We start from the raw sequence: 18,062 nt of genomic DNA, 5'->3' as shown, positions 1-18,062 counted from the left end.
AAAGGTGTCAGTGCTCCTTCTCTTCCGGTTAGTGGTTTACCTTCTCTTATAGATGACAGGATATTTGTCTCTAATTCTTGATAGTTTACTAATCCAACATAGTTGTTTGCTCTTTTTTCTTTCATTTGTTAAACCTCCATTTTTTATATCATTAATATATCATTTTTCGGTTTGACACAGTTTATTTAACACTCCCCAAAAAAACACTCCCGCTCTTTATAAATATGCTCATCGTAGTATCTCTGCACTTTTCTATTTCTTTTTGGCGGAATTACAACCTCACATCCCTTGCTCTCAAGACTGGCAACGAACGCATTGCTATCGTAACCCTTATCCGCCACTAAAGTAGAGTTTGAAACATAATGCTTCAGCTCCCAAATTCCCCTTTCACACCACTTTTTGAATCTCTTGTGTACGCTCCTATAATTGCCATATATTTCTGGTAAAAGTTGCCACTGGCAGCCACTTCGTACTATATACCATATTGCTTCCATAAATTTTCTTAATCGGTCTTCATCTTTACTGTGTATTCCTTTTACGCTTTTCAAATTTGCAAAAATTTGTTTCCATTTTGTTTCTTGTATGTAATATTTCATTTGGTAGTTTCTCCTTATTTATTCACGGTTAAACTACCGCTTTTTCCTTATTTCTTCTACCTTTTTTTTCTCACAGAATAATTTTGTTCACAGAGCCTAGAAACTTTGAAAGAGCCATAATCAAGAAGCCTAAAATTACTAATATTATATGTCATTTTTGAGAAATATTCAATATTTATTAATGCTCTGGCTTGAAAGAGGTCTAATGATCTCTTTTTAATGACTCTAGTATCAACTTTGCAGTTTCTGCCGGATTGGCACTTTCTGTGATAGGCCTACCAATTACAAGATAATCAGCCCCTAAAGCAATTGCTTCTCTTGGTGCTGTTATTCTCTTTTGATCATTGTTACTAGAATTTATGCGAATTCCTGGAGTGATAATATTAAAATCCTTACCACATTCTTGACGGACTTCTTGTGCTTCTAATGCAGAGCAAACTATTCCTTGTAAACCAGATTTTTTTGCAAGCTTTGCAAGTAGAACCACTTGTGATGCCACTTCTTTTTCTATCCCACATTCATACAAATCCTTATTATCCATACTGGTTAGTATGGTCACCCCAATCAATTTCATCTTTGTCCCTTGTGCTGCATTTAGTGCTTCTTTGAGCATTTTTGCGCCACCAGTGATGTGTAATGTTAACATTGCAATATTAAGATCTTTTATTACTGCAACCGTTCTAGCTACAGTGTTGGGAATATCATGTAATTTTATGTCTAAAAAAATTGGAATATAGCATTTTGCAATTTCTCTTACCCCCAAAAGACCATGAGCAGCAAAAAATTCTAACCCTAGCTTTATCATGCCTACTTTACCATGTAGAGCATGAGCTAAAGATATAGCCTTATTGAGATCGTTTGCATCTATTGCGCATATTATAGGATTCACTACAGACATAATCAGCCTCTTTTTTGGGGTAAAACAGGAAGGCCCTGTGTAAATGATATTTCTTCCATATCATTAGTTGGAGAACTACTTCCTTCATATGGGGAATATGTAGAAATTTTTTCTGTGAGATGTAATTCTATCATGTGCACTACTTCTGATATTTCTCCTTTACTGTAACTTCCAGCCATTTGATTATTCATAAATTCTCCTACCGCATGTATTAAGAATGTTGTTATTTTTTGTTTACAATCTTCCATCTGACGCACTTTATGCTCTTTTACTTCATCTAATTCCTCTTGAATTTTTCTTATTTCATACAAAAGCTCATTTCTATGTTTCTTATACCTAGTATCATTCTCTTCATTTATCTTCCTTAGCTCGCAAGAACTATCATTAATTTCAACATTAACATTAGCCAATTGTTTTTTTGCGTCGTCTAACTTTTGCTTTTTTTTCAGTAATTTACTGTTAATATTAAATATTTTTTCTTCTAAAGCACTATTTTCATCACATAGGTTTTTTATCTTGCGTTCTAAATCTTGTCTTTTGTTAAGCCACTCCCTTTTCTCTTTACACCATTCTTCTTTTTCTGCCTTGTAGTCGCTTACTTCCTTGTTCAATTTCGCTATAAGTTTTGTATTTTTAACGGAATCATCTGCTTTTTCCTTCAACTTTCTGTCTAAAGAGAAGGCTTGGTAATGTAATTCACTTTTCTGTGTTGCAAGCATACCTTTTTCTTTTTCTACATTTTCTATCATTTCACACAGTACATTTGCAAAATCCACCTTATCTTGTAATTCTTGTTCTAAAAGATCTTTTTTTTCAGAGAGAACATCTTTTTCACTTTCTAATTGAGTTATTTTCTGATTCAATTCCGTTATCTTATTTTTCAGTACTTGCTTTTCTTTAATTGTAAGTGGAGCCTTCATTTCTTCATCCATATTAATGACTTTATATGAAAGTATGATCACTAAAGCAGAAAGTACAAATGAACTCAGGATCAAGAACTTTGCTAAAGACAAGAATCCTGCATAGTAGGATATAGCTGCACATGTAAGCAATGCAAAGGTACCAGCGATAAAATAGATAGCGTTAGTTTTGTTGTATAAATTTATCATATAGCTTTCTCACAATTAAAATTGTGCTTATTTTCGCAAGAAAAATCAAGTGATAAAAGCCAGTACTTCTATAAATTTATGCTCACTATAAACTTTCCATTTTCAGTTTCAAGTCCAGATTGTATGTCTTCACTCCATTCTAGTACTTCTGCATTGCAGACTGCTTGTAAGTCATTTTGTGCAGATTGACTCAATTTATCTTCTTGAGAATTTGCTTTTATCATTAATTGCTTTATCGCATGCTTTACTGAAACACTATTCTCTGCTTTTATCTTCCTCACAATATTTAATATCTGTATGCAATTATCTCCTTCTTTTCCTGAATATTTATCATGAGTGAGTTCATTCGGCCAATTGCCTCTATTATGGATAGAATCATAACTATATAGCTGATGATATATTTCCTCCGTAACATACGGTAAAAAAGGTGCGAACAGCCGTAAAATAGTGTTTAATACATAGGCTAAACTCTGCTTTGCACTAAGGTTTGCTGCAGTGCTCACTGTTTCTCCATATGCACGTTTCTTTACTAATTCTAGGTAATTATCACAGAAATCTCTCCAGAAGAATTCTTCCATGACACTTAAAGCTTCACAGTATTCAAACTGTGACAGATTATTCGTCACTCTTTTGCTAATTTTATCCAGCTTAGATAATATCCACAGATCCATTGTTTCATTGACTGAATCAAGCTCCAGTGCTTGATGCTTTTCCATAAACGTAGAAACAAATTTACTTGCATTCCAGAGCTTTGTCACTAAACGCTTGCCGATTTTAAAAATATTTTCAGAGAAGACTGTATCAACTCCAAGTCGTGAATTTGCCGCCCAATAACGCACCACATCTGCACTATATGTATCAAGTATCGATTTTGGCGTGATTATATTACCCTTTGACTTGCTCATTTTTTTCTTATCATCAGCTAAGCACCAGCCACTAATCATGATATTTTTCCACGGCAAAGAGTCTGCATGGTAGTGTGCTTTTAAGATCGTATAAAAAGCCCAAGTTCTGATTATTTCATGACTCTGACTGCGCAAATCTGCAGGAAAAATCGTATCATAGCGGTGATTTGGCAAACTAAACTCATTATTTATCGCCAATGCATTTAGCTGTGGAGTGATAGCACTTGTTGCCCAAGTGTCCATGACATCCTGATCGGCAATGACTTCTTCTTGGCTGTATCCTTCAGGCAAGCTATTTAGTGGATCTATAGGCAAATCTTTTATTTTAGGCAGAATAATTTTACCTTCTTCGCCCTCACGTTTTGAGTACCACACTGGAAACGGTACGCCAAAATAGCGCTGTCTTGAGATGCACCAATCCCAATTTAATCCCTCTATCCATACTTCCATACGTTTACGCATAGACTCCGGGCGCCAGTTACATTGCCGTACTTTTTCTAGTATTTGCTCTTTTTGATCGAGAGTTTTAATAAACCACTGATAAGTGGGCAATATTTCAAGCGGCGCACCTGATCTTTCTGCGCATTTAACCGAGTGAGAAATACTGACACTTTCGATCAGTAGCCCTTGCTCAGTGAGAATTTCAATAATTTTTTTTCTTGCTGCGGCAATTTTTAAGCCATCAATTTCATTTAACGTACTTTTTGTGATCTTTCCTTCCTGGTCAATAATGATCTTTGTTGGTAAGTTATGTTTTGCATGCCAGTACATATCAAGTTCATCACCAAATGTACAACACATCACCAGCCCTGTGCCTTTATCTATTTTCACTTTATCGTCAGCGATTATTGGCACTTTTTCCTGCGTGATTGGCACTATAGCTCTTTTGCCAATGAGATGAGCGTAACGAGCATCTTCTGGGTGGCAAAAAACTGCAACACAGGCAGGTAGTAGTTCAGGGCGAGTAGTTGCTATCTGAATAAGAGATTTTTCATTTTCTTCAAGGGAAAAAGATATCGTATTTAGCGAAGATTCAAAAACCTTATCTTCTATTTCAGCTTGCGCGATTGCAGTTCTATCGACAGGATCCCAAAGGATCGGCTGCATTTTTCTGTAGACTTGTCCCTTGTTGTATAAATCGATAAATGACATCTGGGAAAGTGTGATGGTTTCTTCACTGATCGTGTGATATTCTAAATTCCAATCATAACTGATGCCGACAGATTTAAACAACTCCTTGAATTCTTGTTTTGAATTATTGATTACCTCATGGCACATCTTGACAAATTCTTCTCTACCAACTTCTTTAGCGCGGATTTTATAGGTTTGCTCAACTAGTCTCTCAGTGGGAAGGCCATTATCATCAAAACCAATTGGATAAAAAACATCTTTGCCTAACATCCGCTGAAATCTTGCAATGAAATCTGTGTGGCAGTAACTAAATATATGACCTATATGCAGTTTTCCTGATATCGTTGGTGGTGGAGTGTCGATAGTAAAAGTGTTGTTTTTGACACCACTCCATTTATAAACTTTACTTCCTTCCCATAACGTGTTATATTTATTTTCAATTTCTTTAAAGTTATATTTTTCTTCTAACATGTGTGTTTACTCAGTTTTAAGTTTAAGTTAACACAATTAAGTAAATGCAGCAATTTTAATATACATTATATTGAAATATTTAATATGTTCTGATACAACAAAAAATAGTTAAGGTATTAATAGTAAGGAACATGATGAAAATAAGAGGTTTAAAAATTTTACTGAATAGAGTTAGGTTAGCATGGACTGACTTAATAGCAAAAGTAAAAAGCTTATTTTCACTCAGCAACAAGAATAATGTGCCGCCGGATACCTCTGCTAACGATCATACAAAGAGCAAGGGAAAAGAAACACAGGTAATTAATTTAGAAAATAAAAGGGATAATATTGTATCAGAATTAGATGAAGAGGTATTCTATGATGCTGTTGAAACTCTGTCAGATAATTTAGAAGATCCAAAGCAAAATGAAGATGATGATGAACAGATTGTATGGTATGATGCTGTTGAAAATATAGAGGAAAATGTGAATGCACAGGTAATATATGCAGGTGATAAGTTTTATAGTGCTAATAAAGACTTACAAGAAGTGGATACAATCACCGACCATGAAAAGACTTTTGCAGTTGCTCTATATGGCCTTGAAATAACACCTGCATCAGGTGTTATTTTGAACAGTGGAATGTTAAATAAACTTACAGATCTTCAATTCATAGACGGCAAATGCGTAGTAAATTTTGGACAAGTTAGCGCTGAATCTAGTAACATACGGCTATTTATGCCATTTTTTTTCAAAAACAGAACGCAAATGTCAACCCGTGATCTTTTTCAATATAGAGACAAAAATGGTGTAATACGTATGCCTGATGTTGTAATACTTATAAACCAATCAGACAATATAAATCTGGAACCAACAAATTTAGGGTGGGGTGTTAGTCGTGCTTGGAGCCACATAAAAGCAAGTGAGGCAGAAAAGTCGACTAGGATAACTCCCACCCTGTTTCCTACTTTCGAAATAGAATTATCAGAAGAACAAGGAAAACAAACTTTAAATTTTGTATTCAAACAAGCTGCTGTTCCAGATATTATGGAAGATTTGAAAAAGGAGAAGCCTACTCTACGACGCATCTTAGCAATACCTTTTTCAAAAGGGTTTATTATGTCATGGGTTAATAGCATATTAGATGCAGTAATGACTGCACCAAAGGGAACAAATGGAGAAAAGGTGACAAATTTTCATCTTAGAGATGTTTTTATGAATGGTACAATTCTTAACGAGTCACAGAAGCAAACTAATGCTGAGCTTAATGGTCAACAACAGGCAGCAGAAAATCCTGACCAGCAACATACACAAGCAGAAAATCTTGACACACAAGTTAAACATGCACATATTGAACAAGCTGTGCAGGGGAGGGCACGTTAGTCTATTATATAAGAAACACTTGATTTTTAACCATTCATATAGTACAAACATAACAAAAAGTTAAGTTATGCATCCATTAATATACTTGATCATCTCTATGCTTGATCTCTATAGCCTTGTCTTGATATGCTGGATTATCCTCAATTGGATGATAAGATTCAATATGTTGAATATCTACAATGAATTTGTTAGTAGTGTAATACGCACCTTAAATCAATTGACCCATCCACCACTGAGGATTATCAGCAGGTATATACCGCCCTTTAATGGGTTGGATTTATCTGTAATGATATTGTTAATAGCGGTACATTTTGTAAAATACACTATAATTTACTACTTTAGGTAGATGTTAAAGCAATACTTTAAGTCATTAGTATATCTGTTGTTTTTAATATATATGTATATATTAATTTTTAGCTACGACTATAAAGACCTTTCCTTAAACACCGCAACAAATGTGGAAGTGACAAATTTGGGAGGAATAGTAGGTGCGTATTTAGCTGATATATTAGTGCAATTTTTCGGGTTAACTAGTGTTACCATCGCTACCACTATAGTTTATTTACTAATCTTCAGGCCAGCACAAATATTGTTGAAAATTTTGTATTTAATCCCAATTAATTTGGGGGTATGTGTAACATTGCCTAAATTCTCATTCAACATAACTGCAAGATATAGGCACGGAGGAATAATAGGGGATGCGTTAATCAACAATTACACATTTTATGCATTTACAATAGCGGCATCTATCGGTCTAGTGGGTCTTATCGGCTGGAAGAGAACAGTTGGTTTTTTATTAAAATCACTGGTCTTTAGATTTGCGAAACCTTCTTTTCGCTCACATGCACCTTTAATCGTGGTAGAAAAAAGAATTCGTCTCGCCACACAGCGGAAAAAAACTACTGAAAAAGTCTCCGAAAAAATTTCTGAAGTACCTAGCAGCTATTTTAATCTTCCTAGCGTTAACTTGCTTTCCAAAGGTCAAGAGCTAGTAGAAAAGAGAAAATTAAATGAAGCAGAGGGCAGCCAAACCTTAGCTCTCTTAGAAAAAGTTCTCAATGATTTTGGCATTCAGGGGCAGATTATCAATATCTGCTATGGACCGGTAGTAACTTTATATAAATTTGAGCCACAAGCGGGAACAAAGTCCGCAAGAGTAATAGGTCTTGCTGATGATATTGCGCGGTCAATGAGTGCACTTTCAGCACGTATCTCAATAATTCGCGGGCAGAACGCTATGGGAATAGAGTTACCCAATAAGGAAAGGGAGATAGTAATGTTGCGCGATTTACTTGAATCACCTGAATATCAAAATTCAAAACTAAATCTTCCAATAGCGCTTGGCAAGGAGATAAGCGGCAAACCCGTTATTGCAGATCTAACAAAAATGCCGCACTTACTTGTGGCAGGTACCACAGGATCAGGTAAGTCAGTGGCAATTAATACCATGATTCTTTCACTGGTGTACAGACTAAGCCCCGATGAATGCAAGATGATAATGATAGACCCTAAGATGCTGGAGCTTTCCATATATGACTCAATACCGCACTTAATTGCACCAGTAGTGACAGAACCAAAAAAAGCTATTATTGCACTCAAGTGGGTGGTGAAAGAAATGGAGAACCGCTACCGCATGATGTCATACTTAAACGTGCGTAATATGATAAATTACAATCAAAAAATCACAGAAGCAATGGGCAACGGCACAGAACTGGAACGTGTGGTGCAGATTGGTTTTAATTCAACGACAGGCAAACCTATATTTGAGAAGGTAGTGGTGAATATGGAAACTTTTCCTTATATTGTCGTAATTGTTGATGAAATGGCAGATTTGATGCTTGTTGCCGGCAAAGAGATCGAGTGCTCTATTCAACGTTTAGCTCAAATGGCCCGTGCTGCAGGGATACATATAATAATGGCAACTCAACGCCCATCTGTTGATGTGATCACTGGTGTGATAAAAGCAAATTTTCCAACTAGAATTAGTTTTTCGGTTACTTCTAAGATAGACAGCCGCACAATACTCGGCGAACAAGGTGCTGAGCAGCTACTTGGTATGGGTGACATGCTGTATATGGCCTCTGGTGGAAAAATCATCCGGGTTCACGGTCCATTTGTCAGTGATGAAGAAGTACAAAGCGTGGTTGAATATCTTAAAGCACAAGGTGAACCGAGTTACATGGAAGAAATAACTAAAGAAGATGAAAATTCTCCTTCAGACGCAGATGATGAAATGCAAGACGAAGAAAATGATCTATACAATCAAGCAGTATCTATCATTCAAAGAGATCAAAAAGTTTCAACTAGTTATATCCAACGGCAACTTAGAATAGGTTATAATAGAGCGGCAAATATTGTTGAAAGAATGGAAAAAGAAGGAATAGTTAGCCCGCCAAATCATGCAGGCAAAAGGGAAATATTGCACAACTGATAGATACTCTCAACAGGTCTAATATGTGAGAAGCGTTTCGATAGCCATCGAAACGCTAGCGCCACATACTATATACTCTTTCTCTTGCCTGAGATATGCCGTTCCTCTTGTGTGTTATCTACTTGAGTATCAGGTTCTTTCATACTTGCAGAAGCAGCATCAAGTGGCTTTTTACTGTTTTCTTCTTGATTTGTATGTTGAATAAGCAGTTTTGTTATTGGCATATTATCACCCCATCTTTCACGAGCAATATCCAAAGGAATTTGTCCTTTATTATCTTTTATATTAGCATCTACTCCGTGATTGATTAAGAATTGTACTATACCTACATTATTCTCTTGAGCAGCGATGTGTAGAGAAGTACGTCCTTCTTCATTTTTTACATTAGCAAGTGCTCTAAATGTTGAACCTGCTCTAGCGCTTGGATCTTCCACTTTTTCAGTTAGAGGCTTTTTATTTTCTTTAGGTTGTTGCATACTTGGAAGATTTTCTCCCATTGCAGCATCAAGAGGTTTTTCATTTTTGACCCCAAACTTATTAGCTGCATCTTGAACATATTCAAATATATATTCATTGGCACAGCTGCGAGCTAACTCAAATGGAGTTTCTCCATACTTGTTTTTTAAATGTACGCACTCAGGGGCTGCTTTCACAAGTGCATCTATTAAATCTTGGTTACCCATCAGAGGCATTCCCGCATTGCCTACTATCGCACTGTACAACGGTGTACTGCCATAGCGATCTTCTATATTGGGTTTTGCACCTCTTTGGAGTAGAAGCTTTACCGCTCCTGTTCTTCGCTCTGTTGCAGCAAAATGTAAAGGAGTTCTATTATCTTTATCGAGAGCATCAATTTCTGCACCTCTATCTAAAAGAACTTTTATAACTTCTACCTCTCCGTTCTGTGCAGCGTGATGCAAAGCAGTTCTGCCTTCGTTGTCCAACTCATCTACATCTGCACCTTTATCTAACAAAAATGTTACTCTCTCAGCATTTACATCTGCTCTAGCTGCGGCGTGTAACAAAGTTATACTTTCATGATCATAGATGTGCTTTACTCTAGTGTTCAGATTTGCGCCTTTCTTTAGAAGTAGCTCCGTTACTCCCTTCCAATCTCCAATTGGGTGAGAACATCCTAATTGCAAAGCACGATGCAGAGGTGTATATCCACCAGGGTGCATTCTATTAACATCTGCACCTGCATTTAAAAGTATCTCCTGTTTATTAAGCTCTGTTTGTGTTGGCATAATTTACTCCATTATTATTAATATATTAACTAAATATACAATATTTTTATGATAGAGTCAATAATTTTCTGGTTTAAATTGTATTAATATCTCTTTTTCTAAATCTAAGATAGAATTGGGTCTGCCATCAGTTGCAAAAGAAGTTTTAGTTGACTTTATATATATAACAATTAGGGTATTATTATAATTTGGTGAGAGGGCTATATAATGGATTATGAACAGTGGAGAGAAATATTAATTGCAGTAAACGATGACGTTGAAGGTTGTGAGGATTTAAACAATGGTGAAGGTTTAAATGAAGTTAACGTTATTGAAAAAATAAAAGAAAAATTAAGGACAGAATATCTGAATGTATATGAAAAGTGGCAAAAAAATGGCTTTCATGTAAATTATCCATTTCGTGTTGTTTATAATTCTGATTCACCTGAAAAAAAAATTTACAAACAGACATTATTGCGCTTGGCTGCTCACAATAATCTGGAAAAATTAACAAGCGCTTTAGAGGTAAAAGGGGGCAAGATTCATCCAGAAGGAGAATTGTATTCTTGGAATGCTTTATATGCAGCTGTTTTCTGTATAAACAAGGAGGTGATAGATAGTATCTTAAGGGCAGGGGAGATACAAATTAATGCAAGAGATAAAGATGACAAAACTCTTTTACATCTTGCTGCTGAAAAAGACACAATAGGTGCAGTAAAAGTTCTCATAGATAAAGGGGCTGATCTTAATGCAAGAGATCAAGATGGCAAAACACCGTTACATCTTGCTGCTGAAAGGAACAAAATAGGTGCAGTAAAAATTCTCATAGAGGAAGAAGCTGATCTTAATGCAAGAGATAAAAATGGCAGAACTCCTTTACATTTTGCCGCTAGCAATGGCAATGCAGATATAGTAGAAATTCTAATGGATAAAGGGGATTATATTAATGTAATAGATAAAGATGATAGGATACCTTTGCATCTTGCTGCCGAAAGCGGCAACGCAAGTACAATAGAAGTTCTGGTTGATAGAGGAGCTGATCTTAAGGCAAAAGATAGAGATGACCGGATACCTTTGCATCTTGCTGCTGAAAATGGCAATGTAGGCACAATAAAAGCTCTAATACGTAAAAGAGTTGATCTCAATGCAAGAGATAAAAATGGCAGAACTCCTTTACATCTTGCTGCCAAAAATGATAAAGTAGAGATAGTCAACATCCTAATAAAAAAAGGAGCTAATATTAATGCACAAGATGAAAATGGCAAAACTGCTCTACAGATTGCTGATAGAAATGCAAGAGATGCTTTAATTGCAATTATTGAAAAGCGAGCAATGATAAAAGGCGTTATCAATGACTGTTTTAGAGTATTAACTACTGTTGTGGTGTTTGCAATTGTTTGTACTATGCTAGCTGCTTATGCTATGTATGAGTCTAAAAATAATACTAAAATGGAAGGTTTAACATTAGAGTCTGTATATGATCTTAAGGAAGGAAAAAACTAAACAACTATCTATTTTAAATTTTTCTTAAATATGTTAAAGTAATTCATTAATATCATTTGAGGTTTTAGTGAAACTAGGAATATTAATTTCGGGCAGAGGATCAAACATGCAAGCTTTGATAGCGGCATGCAAGAATAGATCTAACGAAGATTTTCCTGCAGAGGTTGCATGCGTTATTACAAATAATAGTAGTGCTGCTGGACTAAAATTTGCCGAGCGTGAAAAAATTCCAACATTTGTTGTTGCCGATAAACCTCTAGATTATGATGAAATTAATAAAATACTCATGCAACATGAAGTTGATTTAGTCTGTCTTGCAGGATTTATGAGAATTTTAAAAGCTGATTTTTTAAGCAAATGGAATAACAAAGTCATAAATATTCATCCTTCTTTGCTGCCGTCCTTTAAGGGTTTAAATGCGCAAGAGCAAGCACTAAATGCGGGAGTAAAAATTGCTGGTTGTACAGTGCATTATGTTACTCCTGATGTTGATGCTGGAGCTATAATTGCGCAATCTTCCGTACCAGTTCTGGAAAATGATGATGTTCAGAGCCTTTCAGAACGTATTTTAGCTGAAGAACATAAATGCTACGTAGCAGCAGTGAGGTTAATAGCAGAAAAAAACTAGATTAAACTGGTTTTAAAAAAGGTGTTGTCTCATCTTAATCAATATATAACTTAAATTTCTCAGCTGAGAATCCATCATCTACTTTTACTTTATCTAATGTACTACTAAGTACATGTTTTGACCACATATATGCGATTCCATAAGCAATACCACCCGCTAAAATCATAGATGCTATACTTGCTCCAATTATTGCATATTTAGATAATTCAGTGTTATGAAAAAGGACTTGTTGAATTACAATAGCTGATATGCCTGCCACAATGAAAGCAGGTACTTTACCTTTCTCTTGGGATCTTTTATTAATGTATGCCGGAACACATTTTCGATCTGCGCCTTTCCTTATCAGAAGCTCTGCAATTTTTAGATGGCCTTCTTCAAGTGCATATTGTAATGGAGTTTTTTTCCATTGATTAGGTACATTGACATCTGCTCTATTGTCAGTGAGGACTTCTACTACTGCTATATTACCATTTATAGCAGCATAATGTAAAGGAGTGCACAATGATCTATCTTGTAAGTTAGGATCTGCTCCTGCTTTTGTCAGATAATCTACTAATCTAGGACAGTTAAATCTGGCTGCTATATGTAACAAAGTACAAAATGCAGGAAATGTGTAAATGCCAAAAGCTATAGGGCCATTGTACTGGTAGTTCACATTTGATGATTTCGTAATGAGAGGTACAAATTCACTCATCAATTCAATCACATTCTTCTCATTTAGATCTTTGTTGCTATTGAGTATTTTTAGCTTTTCTACAGTATTTATTAGTCTTTTATCTATGCCTTTCTCATTCGGATCCTTTGCGGTCATATTTATGTATTGTGTCATTGTAGCTCTCATTAAAATATATTGTTATTATAGTAACATATATTAAAAAATTAATCAACTAAAGTTTACTTAGTTGGTTGTAGTGAATGAGAGTTATCATGTTTTACTTCCTTTAATTTGCTACTCAGTTCATATTTTGACCACATATATGCGATTCCGTAGGCAACACCACCCGCTAAAATCATGGATGCTATACTTGCTCCAATTATTGCATATTTAGATAATTCAGTGTTATGAAAAAGGACTTGTTGAATTACAATAGCTGATATGCCCGCCACAATGAAAGCAGGTGCCGTACCTTTCTCTTGGGATTTTTTATTAATGTATGCCGGAACACATAATTGATTTGCGCCTTTACTTATTAGAAGCTCTGCAACTTTTAGATGGTCTTTTTCAAGTGCATGTTGTAAAGGAGTTTTTTCATCTTTATCTCTTGCATTAAGATCTCCTCCGTTTGCAATGAGAACTTTTGCTACTTCTATATCATCACTATACTGAGCAGCATAGTGTAAAGGAGTTCTTTCATTAGAGCCCTTTGCATTGACATCTGCTTTTTTGTCAATAAGGACTTTTGCTACTTCTACATTGTTTCCGTATATGGCAGCATAATGTAAAGGAGTGCACAACATCATATCTCGTGAGTTAACATCTGCTCCTGCTTTTATCAGATGATCTGCTATTTTATCATAGTTAAATCTGGCTGCTATATGTAATAAAGTACAAAGTGCAGGAAAGGTGTAAATGCCAAAAGCTATAGGGCCATTGTATTGGTAGTTCACATTTGATGATTTCGTAATGAGAGGTACAAATTCACTCATCAATGCAATCACATTCTTCTCATTTAGATCTTTGTTGCTATTGAGTTTTTTTAGCTCTTCTACAGTATTTATTAGTCTTTTATCTATGCCTTTCTCATTCGGATCCTTTGCGGTCATATTTATGTATTGTGTCATTGTAACCCTCATTAAAATATATTATTATTAATAGTAACATATATTTAAAAATTAATCAACTTAAAGCCGTTGTTCTGTAGTAGGGGTGGCCTTACAGTCCACTTCATCTACTTTGCCACTAAGTTTTGACCACATATATGCAATCCCGTAGGTAATACCACCAAATACAGCAGCACTAGCCAGTGGTAGCGCTCAGAAAGTTTTGCTATGCTCTCTTGACTATTTTGTATTGCTCTAGGTACCGCCTCTGTTGTTCTGGCGCACCCATAATAAAATGAATGAGAATGTCCTTGTTATTAACAGAGCCAAAAATGCGACGGAAGGCAAAGTCATTTTTTGGATCAAGAAACTTCGAAAGAGCCATACAATTGTACTACATTTTGCAGAAATTTTCAACTTGTTTTTTTGCTAAAGACCTCTGAGGAAGCCGTGTTGGTTTGGATAAAAATTACATAATAAATATTATGGAAAAGAAATTACATAATGTTTTTTAAGCAATTTATCGTAGCACTGCAAACGTTCTATTAGAAAAAGGTATAGGCATTGAAGATAAAGATCCACAAGGAGAAACTATTATACTTAGAGCTGCTGACCGTCGTGCAATAGATATCAAACTTATCAATGATCTAATAGAAGCAGGTGCAAATATTAATGCTACAACTAAACATGGAACAACTGCTTTACATCGCGCTGCTTTTAATGATCGTTTAGATATAGTAGAAGTTCTATTAGGAAAAGGTGCAGATCCTCATGCTCTAGGTCGAAGTAAAGAAACTGCTTTACATCGAGCTGCTGAAAATGGTTATTTAAGTATAGTAGAAATCCTATTATTACAAAAAAAAGGCGTAGTTAATGTTGTAGATGAATCTGGAGACACTGCTTTGCATAAAGCTGCTTTGTATAATCACACAGAAGTAATCCGTGCTTTATTAAAAGCAGGTGCAGATATTAATTTTCAAAATAACTATGGAGAAACTGCGTTATATAAAGCTGTTTTTCTAGATAGTATAGAGGCAATAAATACTCTATTAATGTACGGTGCAGATATTTCGTTAAAGAATAAAAAAGGTAAGAGTCCAATAGGTTTTGCTATAGGTGATACAAAACTGTTTATGGAGAATGTAGCAGAAAGTGAAATGAATAGGATGAAAGGTGAGAAAATTGGAACAATAGGAGATAATCAAGAGGATGTATCACTACATGATTTTTTTACCGCAAATAGAACTAAATTAGTACAGTATTGTTCTAACAGCGAAATATGTACTCATATACATACAAATTTAAAAGATATATGCCCTATGTATTATAATGCAATAAGAGAGAATCTTCACAAAGGAGCACAATTAATAACTTGTCAAACTGTTATAACACACTTCTTAAAAGGAGGTTATACCGTCCAAGATGAGGTTACTGGAGAACCAAAACAAGTTCCATCACTTGCAGGAATTGCAGAGCATATATATCCAAAAATATCTCAGCATTTTACAGATACTGACGTAGAGGAGGTTGCTAACAAGGCACGCGCAACCACAAGCAGTTGGTTGTAAAAAGAAAAAATAGGAGCTAAGTTCTCTTAAAAAAAATAAGAGAACTTAGTTACTCTATAGATTTTAAATATCCGTTATTTTGCAATAAGTCCACCCTCCCCTTGCCTGATTTTTTTAATCATAAAAGTTGCATTTTTCATAATTTCTTGACTTTTTTAATAAAATATATTAAAATAATAACGATTAATTATAATTTAATTAACTATAACTTAAGGAAAAATTATGCGTGGCATACAATGGTATACAATACTAAACAAAGTAAATTATGATCCAAAACTAAATAAGGATAATATAATTAATAAAATAACAGAAGCAGTACTTAAAGAATATCCAGGTATAATTTTCCATTTAAGTAACGTAGAATTATTGCACATTGCTATTGATTACAATACAAAGAACGCAGTAAAAGAAGAGGACAGAGTAGACACTATAAACATAATAAAGGCTCTGCTAGAAACAGATATAAAAGATGTTGATTGTGTAGATTATTTAACAGGAGAAACTCTTCTACTTAGAGCTACAAGAAGAAAAGAGGTAGGTATAAACGTAATAGAAGCTATAGTAAATAAAGGTGCAGACGTTAATGCTGCATGTTTTATAACTGAAAAAACTTCTTTACATAACGCTGCTTTTAATAATCGCGCAGATATATTACACTTTCTATTAGAAAAAGGTGCAAATCTTCATTCTACCGACATACTTAAAGACACCGCTTTACATATAGCTGCTTTCAATGATGATCAAGAGGCAGTAGAGGTACTATTAAGGAAACGTGCAGATATTTTGTTAAAGAATAAATATGATAATACTCCAATAGAGCAAGCTAAAGGTAATACAAAGCAGCTTATGGAGAAAGCACTAAGTGAGTTGCATAGAATGAAAGATAAGAAAATTGGTACAATAAATGGTAAAGATGTGTCGCTATATGAATTTTACATAACAAACGATAGAAAACGATTATTTTGTTATTATTCTAATTGTGAAATATATGATAATATACTTGAATATCTAGACGAATATGCTATTACAGATGAGCGTCCTGTATATTATGATGCTATAGAAGGAAATCTTCACAAAGGAATACAATTACACATTTGTCAAACTATCATAACAAACTTCTTAAAAGGAGGTTATACCATCCAAGATGAGGTTACCGGAGACATAAAAGTTCCATCACTTGCAGGAATTGTAGAGTATATATATCCAGAAATATCTCAGCATTTTACAGATACTGACGTAGAAAAAATTGCTGAAGAGATACTCACAACCACAAGAAAGAGAACTTAGTTACTCTACAGATTTTAAATATCCATTATTTTGCAATAAGTCCACCCTCCCCTTGCCTGATTTTTTTAATCATAAGAGTTGCACTTTTTTCTCACTTTGCATCCATATGATTTCTTGATCTTTTTAATAAAATATATTAAAATATTAACTATAATTTAAGGAGAAATTATGTTTAATGCACAACAAGAAATAAACTGGTACACAATACTAAAAAAAATAATTTTTGATCCAGGATTAACTATAGAAAACGTTCTATTAGAAGAAGATATAAAAGACATTAATGCTGTAGATTTGAGAGGAGAAACTATTCTAACTACAGCTATTGCACTATCTATAATAGATATAGATATAGATATAATAAAAGCCATTATAAAAGCAGGTGCAAACATTAATGCTACAATTAAACATAGCACAACAATAGCAGAAGATGAAAACATTAATACTGAACATAGAAAAACTGCTTTACATTGCGCTGTTGAGGCTAATAATCCAAATTTAGTACAACTTCTATTAAAACAAGGTGCAAAAGTTGATGCTGTAGATCAATATGGCCGTACTGCTTTGCATCTTGCTGCTTCATATGGTTGCGCAGAGGTAGTGCTTGCTTTATTAGAAGCAGGTGCAAACGTCAATGCTATAACTACAAGTGGTATGAAAGACACTCCTCTACATCAAGCTGCTGCTTTTGCTTCCGTAAATCGATCAGGGGCGCACGAGAAGGCACAAGAGACAATAAAGATTCTTTTAATGTACGGTGCAGATATTTCATCAACGGATAGGCGTGGTGAGACTCCAGCAGTTGCAGCTATGGATGATGATATAGGGCTGTTTATAGAGAAAGCATTTAATGAAGTACGTAGTATGAAAGATGAGAAAATTGGCACAATAAATGGTAAAGATCTATCACTACATGAATTTCTAAAAACAGATGATAAAAAACAATTATTACTTTATTGTTCTGATAGTAGTATACGTAATAATATACATGAATATCTAGGTAGTGTCGACATTTATTTTAACCAAAGATATATAGAAGCAATATGGACAAAAGATAAGAAAGAAATAGCTAATTTATCATAACGAGTAGCAACCCTACGAAAATTCTTGAGTTTATTGAACATTCTTTCGATGAGATTTCTCTCTTTATAAAGCTCTTTATCGTATTCTCTTGGTGTTTTTCTATTGGA

16 protein-coding genes and 2 pseudogenes are annotated in these 18,062 nt (G+C 34.7%); 8 read left to right on the top strand and 10 right to left on the bottom strand.

The genetic code is table 11. The annotated features are described in order from the left end of the window. The 5 genes and pseudogenes from IC220_RS03205 to IC220_RS03185 all read right to left on the bottom strand — a co-directional run. Positions 1-125, bottom strand: a pseudogene (locus tag IC220_RS03205) (IS256 family transposase); the annotation flags it as partial. Positions 126-185: 60 nt separating this feature from the next. Further along, a complete protein-coding gene (locus IC220_RS03200) occupies positions 186-596 on the bottom strand; it encodes a transposase (RefSeq protein WP_188153143.1) in 411 nt (136 codons plus the stop codon). Between the two features lie 202 nt (positions 597-798). Beyond that, positions 799-1,485: an orotidine-5'-phosphate decarboxylase gene (gene pyrF / locus IC220_RS03195; RefSeq protein ID WP_188153146.1), complete on the bottom strand. Its 687-nt coding sequence runs from the start codon at positions 1,483-1,485 to the stop codon at positions 799-801. A gap of 11 nt (positions 1,486-1,496) precedes the next feature. Next, positions 1,497-2,603, bottom strand: coding sequence for a hypothetical protein (locus IC220_RS03190; RefSeq protein ID WP_188153142.1), 1,107 nt, complete (start codon positions 2,601-2,603; stop codon positions 1,497-1,499). Positions 2,604-2,671: 68 nt separating this feature from the next. Then, the gene (locus IC220_RS03185) at positions 2,672-5,110 is read right to left on the bottom strand and encodes a valine--tRNA ligase (RefSeq protein WP_188153141.1); all 2,439 of its coding nucleotides are present in this window, start codon (positions 5,108-5,110) and stop codon (positions 2,672-2,674) included. A 131-nt stretch (positions 5,111-5,241) separates the two neighbouring features. On the opposite strand from IC220_RS03185, the gene IC220_RS03180 reads away from it, so the two are divergent. From IC220_RS03180 to IC220_RS03170, 3 genes are all read left to right on the top strand, one after another. Then, a complete protein-coding gene (locus IC220_RS03180; RefSeq protein ID WP_188153140.1) occupies positions 5,242-6,471 on the top strand; it encodes a hypothetical protein in 1,230 nt (409 codons plus the stop codon). Between the two features lie 67 nt (positions 6,472-6,538). Next, on the top strand, positions 6,539-6,817 hold the full coding sequence (locus tag IC220_RS03175; protein ID WP_188153139.1) for a YggT family protein: 279 nt from the start codon (positions 6,539-6,541) through the stop codon (positions 6,815-6,817). Then, complete coding sequence (locus tag IC220_RS03170; RefSeq protein WP_188153138.1) at positions 6,818-8,902, top strand: DNA translocase FtsK; 2,085 nt, start codon at positions 6,818-6,820, stop codon at positions 8,900-8,902. A gap of 68 nt (positions 8,903-8,970) precedes the next feature. Here the strand turns inward: IC220_RS03170 and IC220_RS03165 are convergent, their stop codons facing one another. Next, on the bottom strand, positions 8,971-10,149 hold the full coding sequence (locus tag IC220_RS03165) for an ankyrin repeat domain-containing protein (protein WP_188153137.1): 1,179 nt from the start codon (positions 10,147-10,149) through the stop codon (positions 8,971-8,973). A gap of 207 nt (positions 10,150-10,356) precedes the next feature. Here IC220_RS03165 and IC220_RS03160 point away from each other — a divergent pair, with 207 nt between their 5' ends. Then, positions 10,357-11,631 carry an ankyrin repeat domain-containing protein gene (locus IC220_RS03160; protein WP_188153136.1) on the top strand — a complete coding sequence of 425 codons (1,275 nt, stop codon included), beginning with the start codon at positions 10,357-10,359 and terminating at the stop codon, positions 11,629-11,631. Positions 11,632-11,698: 67 nt separating this feature from the next. After that, positions 11,699-12,259: a phosphoribosylglycinamide formyltransferase gene (gene purN, locus IC220_RS03155; RefSeq protein ID WP_369408752.1), complete on the top strand. Its 561-nt coding sequence runs from the start codon at positions 11,699-11,701 to the stop codon at positions 12,257-12,259. A 34-nt stretch (positions 12,260-12,293) separates the two neighbouring features. Here the strand turns inward: purN and IC220_RS03150 are convergent, their stop codons facing one another. The 3 genes and pseudogenes from IC220_RS03150 to IC220_RS08180 all read right to left on the bottom strand — a co-directional run. After that, on the bottom strand, positions 12,294-13,088 hold the full coding sequence (locus IC220_RS03150) for an ankyrin repeat domain-containing protein (protein WP_188153135.1): 795 nt from the start codon (positions 13,086-13,088) through the stop codon (positions 12,294-12,296). Between the two features lie 65 nt (positions 13,089-13,153). Next, positions 13,154-14,041, bottom strand: coding sequence for an ankyrin repeat domain-containing protein (locus IC220_RS03145; RefSeq protein WP_188153134.1), 888 nt, complete (start codon positions 14,039-14,041; stop codon positions 13,154-13,156). Positions 14,042-14,309: 268 nt separating this feature from the next. After that, positions 14,310-14,405: pseudogene (locus tag IC220_RS08180) on the bottom strand (PD-(D/E)XK nuclease family transposase); the annotation flags it as partial. Between the two features lie 133 nt (positions 14,406-14,538). On the opposite strand from IC220_RS08180, the gene IC220_RS03135 reads away from it, so the two are divergent. The 3 genes from IC220_RS03135 (at position 14,539) to IC220_RS03125 (ending at position 17,955) form a co-directional block, all read left to right on the top strand. Beyond that, on the top strand, positions 14,539-15,588 hold the full coding sequence (locus IC220_RS03135; protein ID WP_188153144.1) for an ankyrin repeat domain-containing protein: 1,050 nt from the start codon (positions 14,539-14,541) through the stop codon (positions 15,586-15,588). A 222-nt stretch (positions 15,589-15,810) separates the two neighbouring features. Beyond that, complete coding sequence (locus IC220_RS03130) at positions 15,811-16,875, top strand: ankyrin repeat domain-containing protein (RefSeq protein WP_188153133.1); 1,065 nt, start codon at positions 15,811-15,813, stop codon at positions 16,873-16,875. 168 nt (positions 16,876-17,043) lie between these two features. Then, positions 17,044-17,955: an ankyrin repeat domain-containing protein gene (locus IC220_RS03125; protein WP_188153132.1), complete on the top strand. Its 912-nt coding sequence runs from the start codon at positions 17,044-17,046 to the stop codon at positions 17,953-17,955. Here IC220_RS03125 and IC220_RS03120 read toward each other — a convergent pair. Continuing rightward, on the bottom strand, positions 17,886-18,062 hold a 177-nt coding region (locus IC220_RS03120), incomplete at its 5' end, for a transposase (protein WP_188152690.1). The genes IC220_RS03125 and IC220_RS03120 overlap by 70 nt on opposite strands.

It is taken from the genome of Wolbachia endosymbiont of Pentalonia nigronervosa, assembly GCF_014534705.1.
Lineage (GTDB): Bacteria > Pseudomonadota > Alphaproteobacteria > Rickettsiales > Anaplasmataceae > Wolbachia.
This window is presented reverse-complemented; position numbering and strand designations above follow the sequence as displayed.